The sequence below is a fragment of the Actinomadura graeca genome (assembly GCF_019175365.1).
Classification (GTDB): Bacteria; Actinomycetota; Actinomycetes; order Streptosporangiales; family Streptosporangiaceae; genus Spirillospora; species Spirillospora graeca.
In genome coordinates, this window is sequence record NZ_CP059572.1 from 3514858 (window position 1) to 3535556 (window position 20699).

Consider the following 20699-nt stretch of genomic DNA (forward strand, 5'->3'; position numbering starts at 1 on the left):
CGCCACCCGGCGCAGTCAGGACGGCGTGAACCACATCACACCCGCCCGTGCGTCACATCGCGCCGGGCCACCTCGTCATCCGGGTGTAACGGCGACAACGGCAGGGAGACGACCATGGAAGCGCGTTTCAACTACTACGGCACCACCGTCGGGGCCAAGTTCATGAAGTACCTGCAGTCGGCGGGCAGGTCCGTGGACTCGGCACTGCCGGCCGCGACGCGGCATCTGGTGGAGATCCGCGCCAGCCAGATCAACGGCTGCGGCGTCTGCACCGACATGCACACCAAGGACGCCGCGCACGCCGGGGAGACCTCGCTGCGCCTCAACCTGATCGCGGCCTGGCGTGAGGCCACGGTGTTCACCGAGGCCGAGCGCGCCGCCCTCGAACTGACCGAGCAGGGCACCCGCATCGCCGACGCCGCCGGAGGCGTCCCCGACGAGGTCTGGGCCAACGCCGCGAAGCACTACGACGACGACCAGCTCGCAGCCCTGGTGTCGCTCATCGCGGTCATCAACGCCTGGAACCGCATGAACCTCATCACCCAGCAGCCCGCGGGCGGCTACGAGGTCGGCCAGTTCGGCTGACCGAAAGCGACGAGGGAGCACCCGCCCCACAGGCGGTGCTCCCCCTCGCCGCAGTCCCCATACCGGGCGGCTACTCCTCCAGATCGAAACCGCTCGCCTTCACCCGCTCAGCGAACACCCGCCAAGCAACACCACCGAAGACCAACCTCGGTCCATCCGGATCCTTGGAATCACGAACGGCCACCCCTGGGGCAAGCATCGCGACCTCGACACAGTTGCCTCCTTGCCCGCCACTGTGCCCGCTTCTACGCCACTGAACGTCCGACGGCTTCGGGGCGGTCATTGATAATCCTCCAGGACTCCCGTGACCAACTTTAGAGACACACCGGCCGAGCTCCCGCTCCCGCGACGGTCCCCCTCACCGGACGGCTACCCCTCCAGATCGAAACCGCTCGCCTTCACCCGCTCAGCGAACACCCGCCAAGCAACACCACCGAACACCAATCTCGGTCCATCCGGATCCTTGGAATCACGAACGGCCACATGGGCAGAGTGTGATGCCACCTCCACGCACGCGCCCCCCTGGCCACCGCTACGACTGCTCTTGCGCCACTGGACCTTCGACGGCTCTGGCGTGTTCATCAGCAGTCCTCCAGTGTTCTCATGACCAGCTTCGAAGACGCACCGGCCGGAAGTGCCTCTCCCATGACCAGCTGGAAACGCACGGACGTTGCCTCGACTATATCCGGATCGTGGATTAACTGCCCTGATCCGGCCGTTTCCAGGTAGGCGACCTTGCGTCCCTCGGGGAGCTCAAGGATTTGGAAGGAGCCATCGAGACCGGCCCACGTGATCGACTCGAATGGAAGTATTCGGACCTGCACATTTGGGGAATATGTCATTACGTGGGCCAGGTCGGTCAGCTGCTCCCTGAACGAACGGCGGCCTCCGGCCGGCCTCCGCAGAGCCGACTCGTCCAGCACGAACCACATGCGGGGTGGTTTCGCCCTCCCGAGCACGGCTTGCCGGTCGAGACGCGCCGCGACGAGCCCGTCCAGTTCCTCTGGGACCTGCCCGGCATCCATGACCGCGCGGGCGTACGCCTCTTTTTGAAGCAGCCCAGTGATCACTTGAGATTCGAACCCGCAGATCGACAGCGCTTTGGCTTCCTGCGCGACGAATTCGGAGAAGCCGGGCGGGAAGCCGGGCGCCTGCCCATCTGCTCGATCTCCTCCGCCAGCTTCTGGAACGGCCTGGTGGGGATCTTAAAGTAGGTGTCCAGGTCGATCGCGGACGCGACGGAGGGCTTGGTGCCGGTCTCCATCTTCTCGATCCATGCGTATGTGCAACCGAGCGCCTCGGCCAGTTGCGGGCGGGACAGTCCCGCGGCCTCCCGATAGCCGCGCAGGACGGTGCCGAAGGTACGGACGAGGGGGTCGCGAGTGTAGGCATCCGGCTCACCGGTCATGGGAACTCCCTCACTTCGGACCGATCATGGTTGGTGCCTTGTTGTAGTCACTCTGTGGCTGAGAGTAATCCAGATCCACGAATCTGATCCCGAGAAGGCAACAGAAAGAACCGATCAGAAGGTCTCCGGGATGAATACGCGTGCTCAGGGCGAGGAGCGGGAGCTGGAGCGGCTGCGGGCCGACTTCACCGGATGGCGGATTTGGCGGGCGGTGCGGCGGGACGGGGGGCTGGGCGAGTGGGTCGCCAGCCTGCACGACCCCCGGGCGGGCATCGAGCCGACAGTCATGCACCCTTCGGCGTCGCTGCTTCGCGAGGCGCTGCACGAGCAGGCCGAGAAGGCGCGCGTCAGGTGCCGGTGACCGACAGGACGCGGCCCGGCCGGTGGACACCTCCAAGGCCCGCCGACCATGCCGTCGAACCGGGGAAGGTGGATGTTCCATGGGCGTGAGCTGGCACGCGATCATGTCCGGACGGGGTGAGCGGCGGCCCATTTGGACGCGCTCCAAGCGGCGGTCGAGCTTCGGCCGGAGTTGGCGTGCGGGATGGTCGAGCACAGCGGGACACCGGCGTTGAGCGTCGTCCGGCGCGGCGGGGCGCGGCCGGTCGAGGTGGGGTGTGACTTCGTGAGGGGGGTGTGGTGGTTCACCTGGCCGGACGGACGGCTGATCAAGCCGGTGTGGGACGTCGGGGGCGCTGTGGGGGCTCTTGGTTGCGAGCTGGGGCGCCTCTGATCCCCGCGTGGGCGGGGGCCGCAGGTGGACGGTGCGGCAACCGCATCGGCGGATGGAGCGTCCAACTCTGCCGACGCCCACTCCGCCCGCGCGGGCACAGAGACGAAGCCAGGTGCCATGACAGAACCGCTCGGCGAGGAGCAGACCGTCTGGGAGGGCGAGTCCCTCAACATCGCCGCCAGGGTCAGCAACGGCCGCCTCACCCGCCACTATCGGCTGACCACCCGTCACCTGCACTACGAGACCGGCGGACTCGTCTCCAGCCAGGAGAAGGTCCTGCTGACCGAGATCACGGACGTCCGGGTGACCCAGGGGTTAAGGGACAGGACCAGGAACACCGGAACCGTGAGGGTCGACTACAAGAGGCCGAGCGGGGCATGGGACATGGCCATGCTCGATACGGTCGAGGACCCCGCACGGGTACGGGAGCTCATCAACGAGATGGCCCGCCGGGCCCGGGCGGCGGCGCCTCCTGAGGAGAAGGCGTCCGAGGGGCCGTCCCGCCGCTCCCCCTCGCCCGCGCGCCGCTCCCCGGCGCCGGCTCCGGCGTCCCAGGATCCGCAGCACAAGGTCTCGTCGGCGATCAACAACACCGACAAGCTGGTGGAGCTGCTCAACCAGCTCGGGGCGCTGCGGCAGGCGGGCATCCTCAGCGATGAGGAGTTCGAGGCGAAGAAGAAGCAGCTGCTCGACCGGCTCTAGGTCACCGGTGGGTCAGGACGTTCACGACGCGGCCGTTGGGGTCGCGGACGAAGAAGCGGCGGACGCCCCACTCCTCGTCCCGGAGGGTGTGCACGATCTCCGCGCCGCTTTCGCGCATCGCGGCGTAGGCGGCGTCGACGTCGTCCACCTCGACGCTCATGTCGGGCACGACCGGCGCGGTCATGTCGTGGCTCATGAAGGTGACCTGCGCCGTCGGGTTGGACGGGGACGCGAGGGTCATGACCCAGCCGTGGTTCATGACCTCCTCGAATCCCAGCAGGCCGTAGAAGTCCCGGCTCTCCGGCATGGCGTCCGACCGGATGTCGGGCATGACGCGGCGGATGGACATGGGCGGCTCCTGCCGGCGGGGACGCGGACACCTGATTCTCCCCGAGGGCGGCGTACCGCGACACGCGCGACGCGCCGTGCGGAGGCCCCGCCGCCGGGCGGGCGGCGGGGCCCCGGGGTCACTTCGTGAGGGGGAGGGTGAGGCTGCTCCCGCCGAGGTCCACCGCGACCTTGGTGCCGGCCGGGTAGCGGAGGGTGTAGGCGTGGTCGGTCGCCAGGATCATCAGGCCGATGCGGTGGCCGGGCTTGAACACGTAGTCGTACGGCTGCATCGGCCAGGAGAAGGTGTACTCCTCACCGGCCTCGACGGGCTCGGTCCTGGACGCGCTGTGCCGGTTGCGGATGTCCGTCCAGCCACGTGTCACGATTTTGAACGGGGTGACGGCGGTGGAGTAGCCGCGGTTGGCGCGGCAGCCCTGGTCGCCGGGGATGGAGTCGCCGTAGCACCAGGTGCCCGAGGTGGGCGCGAAGCCGGAGACGCGCTCGTCGGTGCCGTAGTCGACCAGGAGGGCCGACAGGTACGGGGACCTCCCGTCGACGGACGCGCGGACCTTGACGCGGGCGGTCCCGCTGAGCTTGGTGGCCTTCGTGAGCTTGGGCGTGAGGTACATCAGGCGGTTGGGGTCGGGCTTGTCCTCGTTGGCGGCGAGGTTCTCGGCCGTGCGGGACGGGTCGTCCACGAGGGTGTCGGTGCCGTGGCCGCGTTCGCCGAGGACGCCGGTGGACAGGCCCAGCTTCACCGGGCGGGCCGCCTTGTCCGGCCAGTCGCGGTGCGTCTCCCAGTTGCCGGGTGTGCGTTCCAGGTCGACGCGGGGCCGGCGCATGATGTCGTTGCGGACGTCGTAGAGCTCGTGCGCGAACCAGAGGTTCAGGGTCTCCAGCCACACGCTCTTACGGACGTCCAAGGGCTCGTCATGGGCGGCCTGGTGGATCCACAGTTTGCGGTTCACGTCGGCCTTCTTGAGGCCCTCCCAGAGCAGCGACATCTGGATGGGCTTGACGTTCCAGTCGGCGAGGCCGCTGGTCATGAAGACGCTGGCCTTGAAGCCGGGGGCGCGTTTGGCGAAGTTCCGCTCGTCCCACGTGCGGTTGTAGTCGCCGGTGACGCGGTCCATGCCGGGTTCGAGGCGTTTGATGACCTTCTCGCAGATCCCCGGGTTCCGGCGGGACAGGACGACCTTGGCGTGCAGGTCGAGGTCCTCGCCCTCCCAGCCGTCCGGGGCGACGACGCCGCCGTTGGCGCGGTACTCGTCGTACCAGCTGGACACGCCGGAGATGGAGACGACGGTCTTCAGGCCCTTGACGCCCGTGGCGGCGGCCGCGAGGGGGAGGGTGCCGTCGTAGGACTTGCCGGCCATGGCGACGTTGCCCGTCGACCAGCCCGCTTCGACCTTCTTCCCGGACGCGTCGTAGGCGGTGGCCTTCCCGGTGAGCCACTTGATGACGGACGTCATGCCGTCGGTCTCGTTCGGCCCGACCGCGGTGGGGCAGCCGTCGGAGTCGCCGGTGCCGAGGGTGTCGGCGGCGAGGACGGCGTAGCCGCGGGAGACGAAGTAGTTGTCGTAGTACACGCGTGTGTAGCTCGTGGGGCCGGGCGGGGCCGTGGGGACGTTCCAGGCGGCCAGGCGTGGGTAGTCGGTGACGTCCGCGGGGTGGTAGGGGGTGTCGTGGAGTCCGGCGTAGTAGGGGCTGCCCTCCAGGATGGAGGCGACCTTGAGGCCCCCGTCGGTCTCCTTGGGGCGCGTGATGAAGACTGAGACGCGGTCCCGCTTGCCGTCGTGGTCGCTGTCCACGTTCGTCTCGACGAACACCTTCTCGCGGACGGCGTCCTGGAAGGAGAACGCGGGCTGGGTCTTGCCGTCCTTGACGACGATGTGAGGACGTCCGGCGCCGGCGAACGCGGGCGTGGCGCCGGCGAGAAGGCCGGTCATGCCCGCGAACGCCGCGACGGACAGTAGTGAGGGTCGCACCGTTGCTCCTCCGAAGCTGAACGAAACCTGATCAGCTTCCAGAGCGGATAGAACACCGGTCAACGGTGATAGTTAACAAACCTGGCAGTTCATGCGATCCGCTCGATGACCAGGGGGTGACGGTCCGCTGTGCCCCCTTCGGAGACCTCGAACGCGCCGTCCAGCGACTCCAGGGCGCGCGCGAAACGCGCCTCGTCGTCGGCGTGGAGGGTGAGGAGCGGCTGCCCGGCCGTCACCCTGTCGCCGGGCTTGGCGTGGCAGACGACGCCCGCACCGGACGACACCGGGTCCTCCTTGCGGGCCCGCCCGGCGCCGAGACGCCAGGCCGCGACACCGACTCCGTAGGCGTCCAGCCTGGTCAGGACGCCCGAGGACGGTGCGAGCACCTGGTGGGTCTCGGCGGCGGCGGGCAGCGGCGCGGACGGGTCGCCGCCCTGCGCGGAGATCATCCGGCGCCACACGTCCATGGCGGTGCCGTCCCGCAGCGCGTCCGCCGGGTCCTTGCCGGAGACCCCGGCGGCGGCGAGCATCTCGCGGGCGAGGGTGACCGTCAGCTCCACCACGTCGGACGGGCCGCCCCCGGCCAGCACCTCGACCGACTCGGCCACCTCCACCGCGTTGCCGACGGCGTCGCCCAGCGGGCGGTCCATCGCGGTGAGGAGCGCGACCGTGCGCACGCCGTGGTCCGTGCCGATGGCGACCATCGTCTCGGCGAGCTCCCGGGCGTCGGGGACGGTCTTCATGAACGCGCCCGAGCCGACCTTGACGTCCAGGACCAGCGCGCCCGTCCCCTCGGCGATCTTCTTCGACATGATCGACGAGGCGATCAGCGGGATCGACTCGACGGTGCCGGTGACGTCGCGCAGGGCGTAGAGCTTGCGGTCGGCGGGGGCGAGGCCGCCGCCCGCCGCGCAGACCACCGCGCCCGCCTCCGCGAGCACCCCGAGCATCTCCTCGGTGGACAGCGTCGCCCGCCAGCCCGGGATCGACTCCAGCTTGTCCAGCGTGCCGCCGGTGTGGCCGAGGCCGCGCCCCGACAACTGGGGCACGGCCGCGCCGCAGGCCGCCACGACCGGCGCGAGCGGCAGCGTGATCTTGTCGCCGACGCCCCCGGTGGAGTGCTTGTCGGTGGTCGGGCGGTCCAGCGCCGACCAGTCCATCCGCTCCCCGGACCGGATCATCGCGTCCGTCCACCGCGCCACCTCGGGACGCGTCATCCCGTTCAGCAGGATCGCCATCGCCAGCGCCGCCATCTGCTCCTCGGCGATGGCACCGCGCGTGTAGGCGTCCACCGCCCAGTCGATCTGCCCGGGCGTCAGCGTCCCGCCGTCCCGCTTCACGCGGATGACATCGATGGCGTCCAAAAGGCTCCTTCCTCGGGGCGGCCCGTCAGCGCCGCTCTATCAGGTCGTCGGGGCCGAACGCGTCCGGCAGGACCTCCGACATGGGCAGGATGCCCCGGACGGTCTCCAGCAGCAGCGCCGCGCCCCCGAACTCCCACAGGAGCTGACGGCACCGCCCGCACGGCATCAGCGGGTTCCCGTGCCCGTCGACGACCGACAACGCGACGAGGCGCGGCTCCTTCGACTTCCCCGGGCCGTGCAGCGCCGAGACGACGGCGCACTCCGCGCACAGGCCGAGCCCGTACGAGGCGTTCTCGACGTTGCAGCCGGTGATCACGCGTCCGTCGTCCACCAGCGCGGCGGCGCCGACGGGGAAGTTCGAGTAGGGGCAGTACGCCCGCTCCTTCGCCTCGCTCGCGGCGGCGCGCAGCGCCGGCCAGTCGATCGCCCCGTCACCCGCGTTCCGCCCCGTGGCCGTGCCGCCCGTCCCCGGCCCCGTGGCCGTTGCACCCGTCCCCGGCCCAGCGTTCGTTCCACCCGTGTTCGTCATACCCGTATCGTCTACCGCGCCTCGCCCCTGCGGTAGCGCAGGCCGTCCGCGGCCGGCATCCGGAGCCGCTGGCTCGCCAGCGCCAGGACCAGCAGCGTCACCAGGTGCGGGGTGAAGGACACCAGCTCACCGGGCACGCTGTCGCTCGCGAGGAACCACACCAGCAGCCCCGCCGCCGCGACCAGCGACAACACCGCGCCGGCGTAGGCGCCGCGGACCTCGCGGCGGCCGAGGTCGGTCGCGACCTGTGGCCGCAACCGGCCCGCGCGGGCGCCCTGCCAGCCCGCGACGGCGACCAGCAGGATGGCGACGAACAGCAGCAGCGCGTGCACGGACTGGCCGCCGCCGCGCACGTTCATCGCGTCGGTGTAGCCGAACAGCAGCGACCCGGCGGCCAGGCCGCCCGGACGCCAGTTCCCGAAGATCATGGCGGCGAGGCCGATGTAGCCGCGCCCGCCGGTCTGGCCGTCCTGGTAGAGCGGCGCCGCGACCGTGACGAGGAACGCGCCCGCGAGGCCCGAGAAGCCGCCCGAGATGATGACCGCGGCGTACTTCATCCGGTAGACGTGCACGCCGAGCGACTCGGCGGCGTACGGGTCCTCGCCGCACGAGCGGATCCGCAGCCCGAACGCCGTCCGCCACAGGATGAGGAAGCTCAGCGGGACCAGCAGGATCGCCACCAGCGTCAGCAGCGACATGCCGCTCGTCAGGCCGCGCAGGATGCCCGCGATGTCCGACACCAGGAACCAGTGGTGCCGCTCCAGCGACCCGAGCCAGTCGGGGCTCTTCCAGCCGCCGATCTCCCCGCCGGACAGCACCGGCAGCGTCAGCGTCCGGATCGGGTCGACCGGCGGGGACTGCCGGGGCCCGCCGCCGAGCGCCTTCGCCTCGCCGGTGTTGAAGATCAGCCCGGCGAGGAACTGGGTGAGGCCGAGCCCGAGGATGTTGATCGCGACGCCGGACACGATGTGGTCGACGCCGAACGTCACGGTCGCGACCGCGTGCAGCAGCCCGCCGAGCGCGCCGCCGAGGACGCCGAACACGACGCCCGCCCACGGGCCCCACTGGTAGCCGGCCCACGCGCCCGTCCACGTCCCGAGGATCATCATGCCCTCAAGGCCGATGTTGATCACGCCGGAGCGCTCGGACCACAGCCCGCCGAGCCCCGCGAGGAAGATCGGCACGGCGAGGCGGAGCGCGGCGCTGACCGTCCCGCTGGAGGTGACGTCGTCCGCGCCGTCCAGCACCCGGACGAACGACAGCAGCACCAGCAGCCCGGACGCGATCAGCAGGTGGTGCGGCCAGCGCAGCCGTCCCGCGCCGCCCGCCGCCTTCACCCTGGCGAGGACCCCGGTCGCGGTCATGAGGCCCTCCCGGTGGCCTCGCGGGCCAGGTCGTGGCCGGTGGCCAGCTCGTCGGCGACGGTCCGCTGCTGGAGCCGGATCTCCCAGCGCCGCATCAGCTCGTAGACGATGACGACGGTCAGCACGACCACGCCCTGCATCACCCCGACGATCTCCTTGGGCACGTCGACCTCCTGGAGCACGTCGGAGGTCTGGTCGAGGAAGGCGAACAGCAGCGCGGCGAGCGCGATCCCGACCGGATGGTTGCGGCCGAGGAGCGCCACCGTGATGCCGGTGAAGCCGAGCCCCGCCGGGAAGTTCAGCGAGTACTCGTAGGACGCGCCGAGCAGCTCCGGCATCCCGATGAGGCCCGCGACGGCGCCGGACGCCACCATCGTGACGACGACCATCCGCTTGGCGCTGACCCCGCTGGCCTGCGCGGCGGACGGCGACAGCCCCGACACCTTCAGGTCGAAGCCGAACCGGGTGTGGTTGATGACGACCCAGAACACGATCCCGACGACGACCGCGAGCGGCAGCAGCCCGTACACGTGGCCGGGCAGGTCGATGCCGATCGCGGACAGGAACCCGTTCAGCGGGCCGACCCGCCCCTCCGGCGGGATCGTGGGGGTCGCGACGTTGTTGCTGCCGGGGCGCACCTCGGCGAGCCGCTCGTCGTTCAGCAGGTAGGCGATCAGGCCGGTCGCGATCGCGTTCAGCATGATCGTGGACAGCACCTCGCTGACCCCGCGGGTGACCTTCAGGACGCCCGCGATCGCCGCCCACAGCCCGCCGATGACCATCGCCGCGACGATCACCAGCATCTGGCCGAGGGGCGCGGGCAGGGTCAGCGCCCCGCCGAGCACCGCCGCGAGGAACGCCGCCAGCCGGTACTGGCCGTCCACGCCGATGTTGAGCAGCGCCATCCGGAACCCGATCGCCACCGCGATGGCCGACAGGTAGTAGCGGGTGGCCCGGTCCACGATGTCGACGATCGAGTTCTCGGTGGTGCCGTAGTCGACCATGCTCTGGATCGAGCTGACCGGGTCGGCGCCGGTGACCCGCAGCAGGATCATCGTGATGGCGAGCGAGATCAGCAGCGCCACGACCGGCGCGCCGATGCGCAGCCCCAGCCCGCGCGGGCCGAGCCCCCGCAGGACCGCCTTCCACGACGGCACCTTCTCGGGGACCGGCCCCGTCCCGGGAACCCGCTTCTCCGGCGGGGGGCCGGACGGGTCGCTCATGACGCCTCGCCCGCGCCGGTCATGGCGGAGCCCAGCTCCTGCGGGGTGACCGTCCGCGGATCGACCTCCGCGACCAGCCGCCCCCGCAGGATGACGTGCAGGGTGTCGGACATTCCGATGAGTTCCTCAAGATCGGCGCTGATCAGCAGCACGGCCAGCCCGTCCGCGCGGGCCTGCCGGAGGTGGTCCCAGATGGCGGCCTGGGCGCCGACATCGATGCCGCGGGTCGGATGCGCGGCGATGAGCAGGCGGGGGTCGCCGGACATCTCCCGCCCGACGATGAGCTTCTGCTGGTTCCCGCCCGACAGCGCGGCGGCGGGCACCTCGATGTCCGGGGTCCGCACGTCGTACTCGCGGACGATGCGGGTCGTGTCACGGCGGGCGCCGCGGCGGTCCACCCACGGGCCCCGGACGTTCGGCCGCTGCGTCTGGTGGCCGAGCATCCGGTTCTCCCAGAGCGTCCCCTCCAGGACAAGGCCGTGCCGGTGCCGGTCCTCGGGGATGTAGGCGATCCCGGCCTCGCGGCGCCGCCGGGTCGCCCAGTGGGTGATGTCCTCGCCGCCGAACGCGATCGTCCCGGCGTCCGCGTGCCGGACGCCCATGATCGCCTCGATCAGCTCGCTCTGCCCGTTGCCCTCGACCCCGGCCAGGCCGACGATCTCGCCGCGGCGGATGCGCAGCGACACCCCGTCCACGACGGGTCGGCCCCCCGGGGTGAGGACCGTCAGCCCGCCGAGGTCGAGCTGGACGTCCTCGGTGACGGTGGACTCGCGGAGCTCCGGGGTGGGCAGCTCCGATCCCACCATCAGCTCGGCGAGCCGGCGGGAGGTCACCTCCGACGGGTCCAGCCGCGTCGCGACGGTCGTGCCGCGCCGGATCACCGAGATCGTGTCGGCGACCGACAGGACCTCGTCCAGCTTGTGGGAGATGAACAGCACGGTCAGGCCCTCGGCGCGCAGGTCCCGCAGGTTGCCGAACAGCTCCTCGACCTCCTGCGGGACGAGGACCGCCGTCGGCTCGTCCAGGATCAGCACGCGGGCGCCCCGGTAGAGCACCTTGAGGATCTCCACGCGCTGCCGCTCGCCGACGCCGAGCGTCTCGACCAGCACGTCCGGCTCGACGCGCAGCCCGTACGCCCGCGACATCTCCCGGATCCTCGCGCGGGCGGCGGCGAAGTCGATCCGGCCGCGCCGCCACCCGGCCGAGCGCGGCTCGGCGCCGAGGATCACGTTCTCCAGCACCGTCAGGTTGTCGGCCAGCTTGAAGTGCTGGTGGACCATGCCGATGCCGCGGCCGATCGCGTCCGCGGGCGTGCGGAGGGCGACCTTCTCCCCGTCGATCTCGATGGTGCCCTCGTCGGGCCGCTGCATCCCGTAGAGGATCTTCATCAGCGTGGACTTGCCGGCGCCGTTCTCGCCGCAGAGCGCGTGCACCTCGCCGCGCTCGATGGTGAGGTCGATGTCGCGGTTGGCGACGACGCCGGGGAACCGCTTGGTGATCGATGTCAGCCGGACGGCCGGCACCTGCTCAGGCACGGGTGCCCCCTCCTCCTGCCTCGGCCGCCGCCCTACTTCACCGGCACGGTGATCTTGCCGCTGACGATGTCGGCCTTCAGCGCGTCCAGCTTCGCCTTGATGTCGTCGACCTTGCCGCCGGACGTCGAGTAGCCCACGCCGTCGTTGCTCAGGTCGTACTTCTTCGTGCCGGGCTGGAAGGTGTTCTTCGCGACGCTCTCCACGAAGTCGTACACGGCCAGGTCCACGTGCTTGATCATGGAGGTGAGGATGTACTCCTTGGCGCCCGCGACCGCCGGCAGGTTGTACTGGTCGGAGTCGACGCCGATGGCCCACTTCTTGGCCGCCCCGACGGTCTTGATGACGCCGATGCCCGCGCCGCCCGCCGCGTGGTAGATCACGTCGGCGCCCGCGTCGAGCTGGCCCTTGGCGGCCTCGTTGCCGAGCGCGGGGTTCTTGAACCCGTCGAAGTTCGGCGGCTGCGTCAGGTACTTCGCCGGGAGCACCTTGATGCCCGGCTTGGCCTTCTTCGCGCCCGCGGCGTACCCGGCCTCGAACTTGTTGATCAGCGGGACGTTGACGCCGCCGATGAACCCGATCGTCCCGGACTTGGACTTCAGCGCGGCGGCGGCGCCGACGAGGTAGGAGCCCTGCTCCTCGGAGAAGCAGGCGCCCTTGACGTTCGCGCCGTCGACCTTGCACTGGTCGGCGTCCACGACGAGGAACTTGGTGTTCGGGAAGTCCTTGGCGACCTTGACCAGGGAGGTGGTGTAGGCGAAGCCGACACCGATGACCGGGTTGTAGCCCTTGTTGGCCAGCAGCCGCAGGCGCGACTCCTTGTCGGAGTCCGGCTCGTCCGGCTTGGCGGAGATCTCCTCCGTGGTGACGTTCAGGTCCTTCTTGGCCCGGTCGAGGCCCGCCGCGGCGGAGTCGTTGAACGACTGGTCGCCGCGGCCGCCGATGTCGAAGGCGAGCCCGATCTTCAGGGTCTTCTTGCCGTCCCCGTCACCGCTGCCGGTGTCCGCCTTCTTGCCACCGCACGCGGAGGCGCCGAGGGCCAGCGCCGCCCCGGTCACGGTGACGAGCGAAATCTTCAGTCCAGGGCGCAAGGCAGCGCTCCTTCCGTTCCGACCCACGGTCGGTGGCCGGTCCGTCCACCGAAATCGATCGGACGCTACCTCGCGGGGGGTGGAAAACTCCCTGCTTGCACTGTTTCGCAACAGGTCCGTTACCAAGGCGTAGGCATAACGCCACAGGTCAGCGCGGCGTACCGTTCCGAGAACGGGGAGCCCCTCTGAAGGTCCCTCCCCCCGGGTGGGGAGCCGGGGGCGGGACGGAGGGTCGGCGGGGGTCGGGGGCGGGGAGCGGGGCGGGGGGTCAGGCCAGGGCCGCGCCCTGGATCGACTGGGCGTCGCCGGGACGGCCGCCCTCCCACAGCGCGGTCAGCGCGGTCGCGGTCAGCACCCGGACGCCCACGGCGATGCACCGCTCGTCGACGTCGAAGTCACCGCGGTGCAGGTCGTACTCGCCGGGGGACCCGGGGGTGCGGACGCCGAGCCGCGCCAGCGCCCCGGGGATGGACTCCAGGTACCAGCCGAAGTCCTCACCGCCGAGGCTCTGGGGGGTGGGCACGACGCCCTCCTCGTCCATGACCTGGGCGGCGGCGTCCCGGAACATCTGCACGCTGGCCGCCTCGTTGACGGTCGGCGGGACGCCCCGGACGTACTCCAGCGACGCCTCCACGTCGTAGGCGGCGGCGACCGACTGCAGCAGCGCCTTCATCATCTCCGGCGCCCGGTGCCACGCCTCGTCGTCCAGGCAGCGGACGGTGCCCTCGGCGATCCCGTCGTCCGGGATCGCGTTGGCGACCGACCCCGCCGACACCCGGCCCCACACCAGCGAGAGGCTGGAGCGCGGGTCCACGCGCCGCGACAGCGCCGACGGCAGCTCGGTGACGATCTTGGCGAGCGCGTAGACGAGGTCGGCGGTCAGGTGCGGCCGGGCGGTGTGCCCGCCGGGGCCGGTGACCTTCACGTACACCTTGTCGCACGCCGCGGTGATCGCCCCGGTGCGCAGGCCCAGCTGTCCGACCTCGATGCGCGGGTCGCAGTGCAGCGCGAAAGCGCGGTCCACGCCCGCGATGCCGCCCGCGGCCATCACGTCCAGCGCTCCGCCGGGGGTCTCCTCGGCGGGCTGGAACAGCAGCCGGACCCGGCCGGGCAGCAGCCCCGCCTCCGCCTGCTGCGCCAGGAACAGGCCGGCGCCGAGCACCATCGTGGTGTGGACGTCGTGACCGCACGCGTGCGCGACGCCGGGGACCGTCGACCGGTACGGGACGCCCTCCTTCTCGTCGCGCAGCGGGAGCGCGTCGATGTCGGCGCGCAGCGCGACGGTCGTGCCGTCGGCCGGCCCGATGTCGCAGAACAGGCCGGTGCCGCCCGGGAGGATCCGCGGCTCCAGCCCGACGGCGCGCAGCCGCCCGGCGATCTGCTCGGTGGTGCGGTACTCGTTGTAGCCCAGCTCCGGATGCATGTGCAGATCGCGGCGGAACGCGATCAGGCCGGCCTCGTGCCCGGCGAGGAACGCGTCGAGCTGCGGTTGCAGCGCGGCGCCGCCGAGCACCGCCGCCGAGCCCCCGGCCCCGGCCGGCCCGGGGACCCCCGCGCCGGGCGCGGAGGGCAGCCCGGACGTGCCGGGCACGCCGGGCGGTCCGGACGGATCGGACGCGGCGGAGGAGCCCGCGCCGTCCCGGCCGTCCTGTCCCTCCTGGCCGCTCTGCCCTTCCTGGCCCTCCAGCCCGCCCAGCCCGCCTTGTGCGCGGCTGTCCCGTGCTGTCCGCCCGTCCTGTGCCGCCTGCCCCGCGGAGCCCCCTGGCCCCGAGGTGGTGGGTGCCGCCAGGCCGGGCATCACCCCGTGTCCCGGATGTGTCATGTGCGCCCCCTGCGCGATGGCGGAGCCGAACGGCGTCCGCCCGGTGATGTGGTCGGTTCTGCTGTCGTCGCCAGTGCCGGCCTCCGCCCGGTCGTGCGCGGGCGGGGCGTCCGGCGGGGGGCCGGACGGCCGGTACCGGGGTCCCGCGGGTCTGTCGCCCGGCGTTCCCCGGCCGGCCGGCTCCTCAGGTCGCGGCATGAGCGACCTCCCCCCGTGTGACGAACCTGTCCTCCGCTAGTTCGACGATCGCCGCGTCGACGATGTTCTCCAGAGTGCCGCCCTCGGCGCGGATCGCGCGCTGACGCTCGTAGGGAGCCCCGTGTTCGAGGACCTCCCAGGCGACCTTGAGCTCCTCCGCGCAGCCGAGCCGGTCGGAGACGGGCTCCAGCTCCCGGATCAGCTCGTAGAGGTCGTCGCGGAGTGGTGCGGTGTTCCCAGTGTCATCGGTGATGACGATGGCGTCGAGTCCGTATCTGGTCGCGCGCCACTTGTTGTCACGTACCACCCAGGCCGCGGGGCGGGGCAGGGTGTATCCCCGGTCGAGCTGCTGGTCGAACAGGGTCACCAGACTCTGGCAGAGGGCGGTGGCCATGCCCACCTCCCGCAGGGTGGGGATGCCGTCGAACATCCGGATCTCGATGGTGCCGAAGTCCGGATGTGGACGGATGTCCCACCAGACCTCCTTGATGCTCCGGATCGTTCCGGCGCGCAGGAGGGTGTCCATGTAGTCCTCGAACGCCGCCCAGTCGTCCAGGGAGTGGGGCGGGCCCGCGGTCGGGAGCTGCCCGAAGACGACGGCCCTGCACGAGGCGAGGCCGGTGTCGCTGCCGCTCCAGAACGGGCTGGACGCGGTGAGCGCCAGGAAGTGCGGCAGGTAGGCCGACAGGGCGTTCACGATCGGGATCGCCTTCGCGCCGTCCGTTATGCCCACATGGACGTGGACCCCGAACGTCTGGATCCGCCGGGCCAGCCATTGCATCTGCTCGATGAGCTGTGCGTAGCGGCCCATCGGCGCCATCACCGCGTCGCGCCAGTCGCTGATCGGGTGGGTGCCCGTGCAGGCCAGCGTGAGGTCGCGGTCGGCGGCGGCGGAGCGGAGGGAGGCGAGCGTGGCCGACAGGTCGTCCTTCGCCTCGCCCACGGTGTGACAGATATCGGTCACGACCTCGACCGTCGACTCCATCAGCTCGTGGCGGATCTTGGGGATCCCCGTGCCCTCGGCGAGGACGGGCAGCGCGGCGAGCACCTCGCGTGCGTCCTGCCGCAGGTGCCTGGTCTCCACGTCGACGAGCTGCAGCTCCCACTCGATGCCGAGGGTCGCCCCGTTCGACGGGTTGAAGTCAATGGCCACGGCCAACCTCCGTCCACAATCCTTGCAGGTCGTTGCGTGGCACGTGGCGCAATTCAGCCAGCGGGTCCCTAAGCCTGGACAAACGCCGGTCCAGGTCATGTGTTCCACCATGATGACGCCCGCGCCTGCGAGCCCGCCGGGTCTCTCTGCCCTTTGCGGACCATTTGACTCGTACGGACCGGCCACGGACCAACAGGAGCCACACTTTTCGGTCATCCGCCATGCCGATGGCATCACTAGATCGAACTAGTCAGCCCGTCCTAAATTCCCCGTCATGACGGACTGTCACCGATGTTGGTACGTCAGCCTACCTTGTGTGATTTCGGATACATCCCGAGGATCGCCGTCTCCCGGTTCGGGTACCTCTTCGGCGGATACGTCGCCTAGTCTTCGGGGGAGTCATGGGCGTTGGGGGCAGCTGCGCGGCTGCGGGAACGAGGAGCGGCGGGAGCTTGCGACCAGAGCGACATGGGCTGCGGAGCGGGCTGCGCCGCACCGTGACGGTGATCACGGTGCCGGTCGCGGCGATCTGCCTGACCGCTCCGCCGGCACTGTCGGCACCGCCTGGCAGGGTCGCGCCGCCGTCGGATCCGGTGGGCGGGCCGCAGCTCGCCTCGCGCGGCCTCGTCGTCGACACGACCGCGGGCATCCCGGCCCTGCCGAAGGTCAACGCCTCGTCGTACCTGGTCGCGGACGGCGACACCGGCGAAGTGCTGGCCGCCAAGGACCCGCACGGCCAGTACCTTCCGGCGAGCACGCTCAAGACGCTGACGGCGCTGGCCCTCGTCCCGCGGCTGGACCCGGACCGGCTCGTCCGGCCGTCCCAGCGGGCGTGCGACGTCGAGGGCACCAAGGTCGGGCTGACGCCGAAGATGCAGTACAAGGTCTCCGACCTGTTCCACGCGCTGATGATGATGTCGGCCAACGACGCGGCGGTGACGCTCGCGGAGGCGGACGGCGGGATGCGCAAGACCCTCGCCGACATGAACGCCGAGGCCAGGCGGATCAACGCCCGCGACACCCTCGCCGGGTCGCCGAACGGCCTGGACAAGGACCTCGGCCTGAACGTGAGGACGCAGCACACCTCGGCCTACGACCTGGCGCTGATCCTGCGCGAGGGCCTGAAGAACGCCGACTACCGCAGGTACGTCCAGGCGATCGACTTCGATTTCCCGGCGCCTCCGTCCAAGAAGGAGCGCAAGAAGGGCAAGAAGGTCGGCGGCTACCCGATCCACACGCACAACAAGCTGCTGCCGGGTGAGCGGTACGGCTACACCGGCCTGCTCGGCGGCAAGAACGGCTACACCATCGCCGCGGGGCAGACCTACGTGGCCGCGGCCCGGCGCGACGGCCACACGATCATCATCTCGCTGATGAAGGCCGACATGCCGCCGTCGCCGTACGCGGTCAAGCTGCTGGACTGGGGCTTCACGGCACGCGGCAAGGCCAAGCCGGTGGGCGCGCTGGTGCCCCCGGGCGACGCGCCCGACCCCAAGGACGGCCCCGGCGGGCTGCTGCCCGACGCGCCGCTGGCCTCGGACGACTCGACCCGCATGTGGCTGCTCGTGGGCGGCGGCGCGGTCGGCGCGGTCCTGGCGACCGGGGTGCTGATCGCGGTGCTGCGGCGTCGCCGCCGCTACGGCCCGCCTCCGGCGCGGCCGGCCGAGCCGTCCTACGACGACTCCGGCCGGTAGCCCTGTAGCCAGGCCCCGTCAGCCGCCCCGCGGCGGGGGGCGGCGGGGGCGGCTCAGTGCGGCGACGGCGCCTTCTCGCCGCGCGCCGACGCGCCCCCGTCCGCGGCCGCGGGGTCGCACCCTTGGTCGACGGCCTTCTCGGGGCTGCCCGCGTCGGCGGTGAGGACGACGCGGCGCGTGGCCGTCCACGCCGCGACGAACAGCACGAACCGCGACACGACGTTGATCCACACCATCAGGCCCACCAGCACCGCGAACGAGGCGTAGACGGGGTTCTGCGTCGTCCGGCCGATGAGCAGCGTCGCGATCTGCTTCAGGACCTCGAATCCGACGGCGCCGAACAGCGCGCCCCGGGCGATCCGCCGCCACGGCGCCCGCGTGCCGGACAGCCGGGTGAACAGCACCAGGAAGATCACCGTGTCGAACGCCATCGCGAAGGCCAGCGACAGCAGCCGCAGCCCCGTCCCGGCACCGGGCACGTCCTCCAGGCCGAACCAGCCGAGGACGGTGTGCGTCGCGGACGTGGTGACGGTCGAGACCGCCATGCCGCAGATGAGGATCACCCCGAGGAACGCCAGGACGGCGAGGTCCCAGAGCGTCTTGACCGCGTAGTTGCCGCCGCCGGTCGGCTCGTTGGCCCACATGTCGCGCAGGGACTCGCGCAGCACCTGCACCCAGCCGAGCCCGGTGAACAGCAGCGCGACCAGGCCGAGGATGCCGACGGCCGCCTTGGACTGGGCGATCTGCTCCACCTGGAGCTGGCCCGACAGGCCGGGCAGCAGCGAGTTGACCGCCCGGACGAAGTAGTCGCGCGCCTGGCCGCTGACCCCGACGAGGTAGCCGAGCAGCGAGTACGCGAGCGCCAGCAAAGGGAAGAAGGACAGGAAGCCGTAGCAGGTGAGGGCCGCGGCGAGGCGGTCGCCACGCCGGTCCATGTACCGCTCGAACGCGCGTGCCAGATGGTCGAACCACTTGGACCGTGCGCGCGCGGCGCTCAGCACGCCCTTTCCTTTGCCCAGCAGGGTCTCACTCCGCCGCTGTACTGTGGTGATCACCCGCCGCATGCACGCAACGTACCCGGATTCGGATGGTCGATGCAGCGCACGGTAATCATCTGTTGGACGATGCGTTGCCCAAGCGCCGGGATCGGTGGGTCAAGGACTCGGATGGAGCCTGCAAAGGACCGTGCGGCCGCTCTGAGAACCCCCGCGCAGAGGCGGGATCGAGGGGGGGCCAGGGGTCAGGACTCTGTGGGGCAGTCGTCCTCCGTCCGGGGACCGGCGCCGCCGACGCCGAACACGTAGTCGCGCTGGGGGCGCCACACGCCGTCCTCACCGTGCTCGTACAGCGAGAACCCCCAGACTTCGAACCGGGCGCTGTAGGTGGCCAGTTCCATGAACGCCTGATCCATCACCTTGTCGGGCAGATGGTGGGCGATGGTCACGTGCGGGTGGAACGGGAAGTCGAGCGGCCGGGCGAGCGGCCCCGACGCAATTAGCGCCTGAAGGCGTTCGCAATCGTCGATCCCCTCACCCAAGGCCACGAACACGACCGGGGACACGGGTCGGAACGTTCCGCTACCACGCAACCGGATATGGAAGGGCCGCTCCTTGCGGGCGATGTCCAGCAGGTGCGCCTCGATGGCGTCCAGCTCCACCCCGTCCACCTCTGTGGGCGGCAGGAGGGTGATGTGGGTCGGGATCGCACCGGCGAGCGGGTCGCCATAGGAGGCGCGCTTGCCCTGGAGCAGCGCGCCGTAGGGGTCCGGGATCGGGATGGCCACCCCGATCATGCGGACCCTCGCCGGAGGCGCGCCCGTCCCGGGCGCCTCGGCCGCCCTCTCAGTGACCACGTCCCCCGGATCCCAGCCCCACGAAGCCCACCCGCTCGCGGACGGTCTCCATCGTCCGGGACGCGACGTGCGAGGCGCGGACGGCGCCCTGCGCGAGGAGCCGGTCGAGCTGCTCCTCGTCGTCGAGCAGCATGAGGGTGCGCTCCCTGATCGGCGTGAACGTGTCCAGGACGACCTGCGCGAGGTCCTTCTTGAACTGGCCGTAGCCCGCCCCGGCGTACCGGGCCTCCAGGTCGGCGACGGACGTCCCCTCCAGCGCCGAGTAGATCCGCAGCAGGTTCGTGACGCCGGCCTTCTTCTCCTCGTCGTAGACCACCTCGGAGCCCGTGTCGGTCACCGCGCGCATGATCTTCTTGCGCATCGGGCCCGGGTCCTCCAGGACGTCGATGATGCCCTGCGGCGAGGACGCCGACTTGCTCATCTTCGCGGTCGGCTCCTGGAGGTCGGTGATCTTCGCGGCGTCCTCGGGGATGAACGCCTCCGGGAGGACGAACGTCTCGCCGAACCGGTGGTTGAAGCGCCCGGCGAGCGTGCGGGTGAGCTCCAGGTGCTGCCGCTGGTCCTCGCCGACCGGCACGCGCAGGGCCCTGCCGTCCGGACCCGGCTCGGGCGTGTAGAGCAGGATGTCGGCCGCCTGGAGGATCGGGTAGGTGAACAGCCCGACGCTGGTGCCCGCCGTCCCCTGCTTGGACGACTTGTCCTTGAACTGGGTCATCCGCCCGGCCTCGCCGAACCCGGTGAGGCAGCCGAGGACCCACGCCAGCTCCGCGTGCTCGGGGACGTGGCTCTGCACGAAAACGGTCGCCCGCTCGGGGTCCACGCCCATCGCGAACAGCTGCGCCGCGGCGACCTTCGTGCGGCGGCGCAGGACGGCCGGGTCGTGCTCGACCGTGATCGCGTGCAGGTCCACCACGCAGTAGAACGCGTCGTGCGAGTCCTGCATCGCGACCCACTGCCGCAGAGCGCCCAGGTAGTTGCCGAGGTGGAACGAGTCGGCGGTCGGCTGGATGCCGGACAGCACGCGGGGGGCGGCGGTGTCGCGCGGGACGGCGGTGACGCTCCGCGCGGCGGTGTCGGCGGGCCGCGCGGCGGTGCCGGCGGGGCTGGGCGCTTCGGGCATGTGCACGGACC

General features: G+C 71.0%; 21 protein-coding genes. 4 read left to right on the top strand and 17 right to left on the bottom strand.

Annotated elements, in window-relative coordinates:
• Positions 1-114: 114 nt before the first annotated feature.
• Entirely contained in the window at positions 115-585 is a 471-nt protein-coding gene (locus AGRA3207_RS15400; RefSeq protein ID WP_231335310.1) for a carboxymuconolactone decarboxylase family protein, read from the top strand.
• Between the two features lie 70 nt (positions 586-655).
• Here the strand turns inward: AGRA3207_RS15400 and AGRA3207_RS15405 are convergent, their stop codons facing one another.
• From AGRA3207_RS15405 to AGRA3207_RS15420, 4 genes are all read right to left on the bottom strand, one after another.
• Complete coding sequence (locus AGRA3207_RS15405; RefSeq protein WP_231335311.1) at positions 656-868, bottom strand: DUF397 domain-containing protein; 213 nt, start codon at positions 866-868, stop codon at positions 656-658.
• An 86-nt stretch (positions 869-954) separates the two neighbouring features.
• The gene (locus AGRA3207_RS15410) at positions 955-1167 is read right to left on the bottom strand and encodes a DUF397 domain-containing protein (RefSeq protein WP_231335312.1); all 213 of its coding nucleotides are present in this window, start codon (positions 1165-1167) and stop codon (positions 955-957) included.
• Positions 1167-1655, bottom strand: coding sequence for a DUF5753 domain-containing protein (locus tag AGRA3207_RS15415; RefSeq protein WP_231335313.1), 489 nt, complete (start codon positions 1653-1655; stop codon positions 1167-1169). Before AGRA3207_RS15415 ends, AGRA3207_RS15410 begins: the two co-directional genes overlap by 1 nt.
• The gene (locus AGRA3207_RS15420; protein WP_231335314.1) at positions 1652-1993 is read right to left on the bottom strand and encodes a helix-turn-helix domain-containing protein; all 342 of its coding nucleotides are present in this window, start codon (positions 1991-1993) and stop codon (positions 1652-1654) included. The genes AGRA3207_RS15415 and AGRA3207_RS15420 overlap by 4 nt, the downstream gene beginning before the upstream one ends.
• A 130-nt stretch (positions 1994-2123) precedes the next feature.
• Between AGRA3207_RS15420 and AGRA3207_RS15425 the strand changes: the two genes are divergently transcribed.
• Both AGRA3207_RS15425 and AGRA3207_RS15430 read left to right on the top strand, forming a co-directional pair.
• Positions 2124-2354: a hypothetical protein gene (locus AGRA3207_RS15425; protein ID WP_231335315.1), complete on the top strand. Its 231-nt coding sequence runs from the start codon at positions 2124-2126 to the stop codon at positions 2352-2354.
• 489 nt (positions 2355-2843) lie between these two features.
• Positions 2844-3428, top strand: a complete 585-nt coding sequence (locus AGRA3207_RS15430) for an SHOCT domain-containing protein (RefSeq protein WP_231335316.1) — start codon at positions 2844-2846, stop codon at positions 3426-3428.
• Position 3429: 1 nt separating this feature from the next.
• On the opposite strand, the gene AGRA3207_RS15435 is transcribed toward AGRA3207_RS15430, so the two are convergent.
• From AGRA3207_RS15435 to AGRA3207_RS15480, 10 genes are all read right to left on the bottom strand, one after another.
• Positions 3430-3777 (bottom strand): VOC family protein, encoded by a 348-nt coding sequence (locus AGRA3207_RS15435; protein WP_231335317.1) that lies wholly within the window; start codon positions 3775-3777, stop codon positions 3430-3432.
• 118 nt (positions 3778-3895) lie between these two features.
• Positions 3896-5746: a Xaa-Pro dipeptidyl-peptidase gene (locus tag AGRA3207_RS15440; RefSeq protein ID WP_231335318.1), complete on the bottom strand. Its 1851-nt coding sequence runs from the start codon at positions 5744-5746 to the stop codon at positions 3896-3898.
• An 89-nt stretch (positions 5747-5835) separates the two neighbouring features.
• Positions 5836-7110 (bottom strand): thymidine phosphorylase, encoded by a 1275-nt coding sequence (locus AGRA3207_RS15445; protein ID WP_231335319.1) that lies wholly within the window; start codon positions 7108-7110, stop codon positions 5836-5838.
• A 25-nt stretch (positions 7111-7135) separates the two neighbouring features.
• Positions 7136-7639, bottom strand: coding sequence for a cytidine deaminase (locus AGRA3207_RS15450; RefSeq protein ID WP_231335320.1), 504 nt, complete (start codon positions 7637-7639; stop codon positions 7136-7138).
• Positions 7640-7650: 11 nt separating this feature from the next.
• Positions 7651-9003 (bottom strand): ABC transporter permease, encoded by a 1353-nt coding sequence (locus AGRA3207_RS15455; protein ID WP_231335321.1) that lies wholly within the window; start codon positions 9001-9003, stop codon positions 7651-7653.
• On the bottom strand, positions 9000-10226 hold the full coding sequence (locus tag AGRA3207_RS15460) for an ABC transporter permease (RefSeq protein WP_231335322.1): 1227 nt from the start codon (positions 10224-10226) through the stop codon (positions 9000-9002). Before AGRA3207_RS15460 ends, AGRA3207_RS15455 begins: the two co-directional genes overlap by 4 nt.
• Positions 10223-11761 carry an ABC transporter ATP-binding protein gene (locus AGRA3207_RS15465; RefSeq protein ID WP_231335323.1) on the bottom strand — a complete coding sequence of 513 codons (1539 nt, stop codon included), beginning with the start codon at positions 11759-11761 and terminating at the stop codon, positions 10223-10225. The genes AGRA3207_RS15460 and AGRA3207_RS15465 overlap by 4 nt, the downstream gene beginning before the upstream one ends.
• Positions 11762-11793: 32 nt before the next feature.
• The gene (locus AGRA3207_RS15470; protein WP_231335324.1) at positions 11794-12849 is read right to left on the bottom strand and encodes a BMP family lipoprotein; all 1056 of its coding nucleotides are present in this window, start codon (positions 12847-12849) and stop codon (positions 11794-11796) included.
• A 268-nt stretch (positions 12850-13117) separates the two neighbouring features.
• Positions 13118-14362 (bottom strand): M20 family metallopeptidase, encoded by a 1245-nt coding sequence (locus AGRA3207_RS15475; protein WP_231336305.1) that lies wholly within the window; start codon positions 14360-14362, stop codon positions 13118-13120.
• Between the two features lie 493 nt (positions 14363-14855).
• Positions 14856-16022, bottom strand: coding sequence for a glutamate--cysteine ligase (locus tag AGRA3207_RS15480; protein ID WP_231335325.1), 1167 nt, complete (start codon positions 16020-16022; stop codon positions 14856-14858).
• A 452-nt stretch (positions 16023-16474) separates the two neighbouring features.
• Here AGRA3207_RS15480 and AGRA3207_RS15485 point away from each other — a divergent pair, with 452 nt between their 5' ends.
• Positions 16475-17716 carry a D-alanyl-D-alanine carboxypeptidase family protein gene (locus AGRA3207_RS15485; RefSeq protein WP_231335326.1) on the top strand — a complete coding sequence of 414 codons (1242 nt, stop codon included), beginning with the start codon at positions 16475-16477 and terminating at the stop codon, positions 17714-17716.
• A 53-nt stretch (positions 17717-17769) separates the two neighbouring features.
• Here the strand turns inward: AGRA3207_RS15485 and AGRA3207_RS15490 are convergent, their stop codons facing one another.
• The 3 genes from AGRA3207_RS15490 to trpS form a co-directional block, all read right to left on the bottom strand.
• Positions 17770-18780 carry a YihY/virulence factor BrkB family protein gene (locus AGRA3207_RS15490; RefSeq protein ID WP_231335327.1) on the bottom strand — a complete coding sequence of 337 codons (1011 nt, stop codon included), beginning with the start codon at positions 18778-18780 and terminating at the stop codon, positions 17770-17772.
• 176 nt (positions 18781-18956) lie between these two features.
• The gene (locus tag AGRA3207_RS15495; RefSeq protein WP_231335328.1) at positions 18957-19568 is read right to left on the bottom strand and encodes a 2'-5' RNA ligase family protein; all 612 of its coding nucleotides are present in this window, start codon (positions 19566-19568) and stop codon (positions 18957-18959) included.
• Entirely contained in the window at positions 19558-20694 is a 1137-nt protein-coding gene (gene trpS / locus AGRA3207_RS15500; protein WP_231335329.1) for a tryptophan--tRNA ligase, read from the bottom strand. The genes AGRA3207_RS15495 and trpS overlap by 11 nt, the downstream gene beginning before the upstream one ends.
• Positions 20695-20699: the final 5 nt, after the last annotated feature.

Coding starts and splice junctions, on each gene's coding strand:
- AGRA3207_RS15490 (WP_231335327.1), bottom strand. CDS start 18,780: ATGCGGCGGGTGATCACCACAGTACAGCGGCGGAGTGAGACCCTGCTG.
- AGRA3207_RS15455 (WP_231335321.1), bottom strand. CDS start 9,003: ATGACCGCGACCGGGGTCCTCGCCAGGGTGAAGGCGGCGGGCGGCGCG.
- AGRA3207_RS15430 (WP_231335316.1), top strand. CDS start 2,844: ATGACAGAACCGCTCGGCGAGGAGCAGACCGTCTGGGAGGGCGAGTCC.
- AGRA3207_RS15425 (WP_231335315.1), top strand. CDS start 2,124: ATGAATACGCGTGCTCAGGGCGAGGAGCGGGAGCTGGAGCGGCTGCGG.
- AGRA3207_RS15460 (WP_231335322.1), bottom strand. CDS start 10,226: ATGAGCGACCCGTCCGGCCCCCCGCCGGAGAAGCGGGTTCCCGGGACG.
- AGRA3207_RS15435 (WP_231335317.1), bottom strand. CDS start 3,777: ATGTCCATCCGCCGCGTCATGCCCGACATCCGGTCGGACGCCATGCCG.
- AGRA3207_RS15400 (WP_231335310.1), top strand. CDS start 115: ATGGAAGCGCGTTTCAACTACTACGGCACCACCGTCGGGGCCAAGTTC.
- AGRA3207_RS15420 (WP_231335314.1), bottom strand. CDS start 1,993: ATGACCGGTGAGCCGGATGCCTACACTCGCGACCCCCTCGTCCGTACC.
- AGRA3207_RS15450 (WP_231335320.1), bottom strand. CDS start 7,639: ATGACGAACACGGGTGGAACGAACGCTGGGCCGGGGACGGGTGCAACG.
- AGRA3207_RS15405 (WP_231335311.1), bottom strand. CDS start 868: ATGACCGCCCCGAAGCCGTCGGACGTTCAGTGGCGTAGAAGCGGGCAC.
- AGRA3207_RS15410 (WP_231335312.1), bottom strand. CDS start 1,167: ATGAACACGCCAGAGCCGTCGAAGGTCCAGTGGCGCAAGAGCAGTCGT.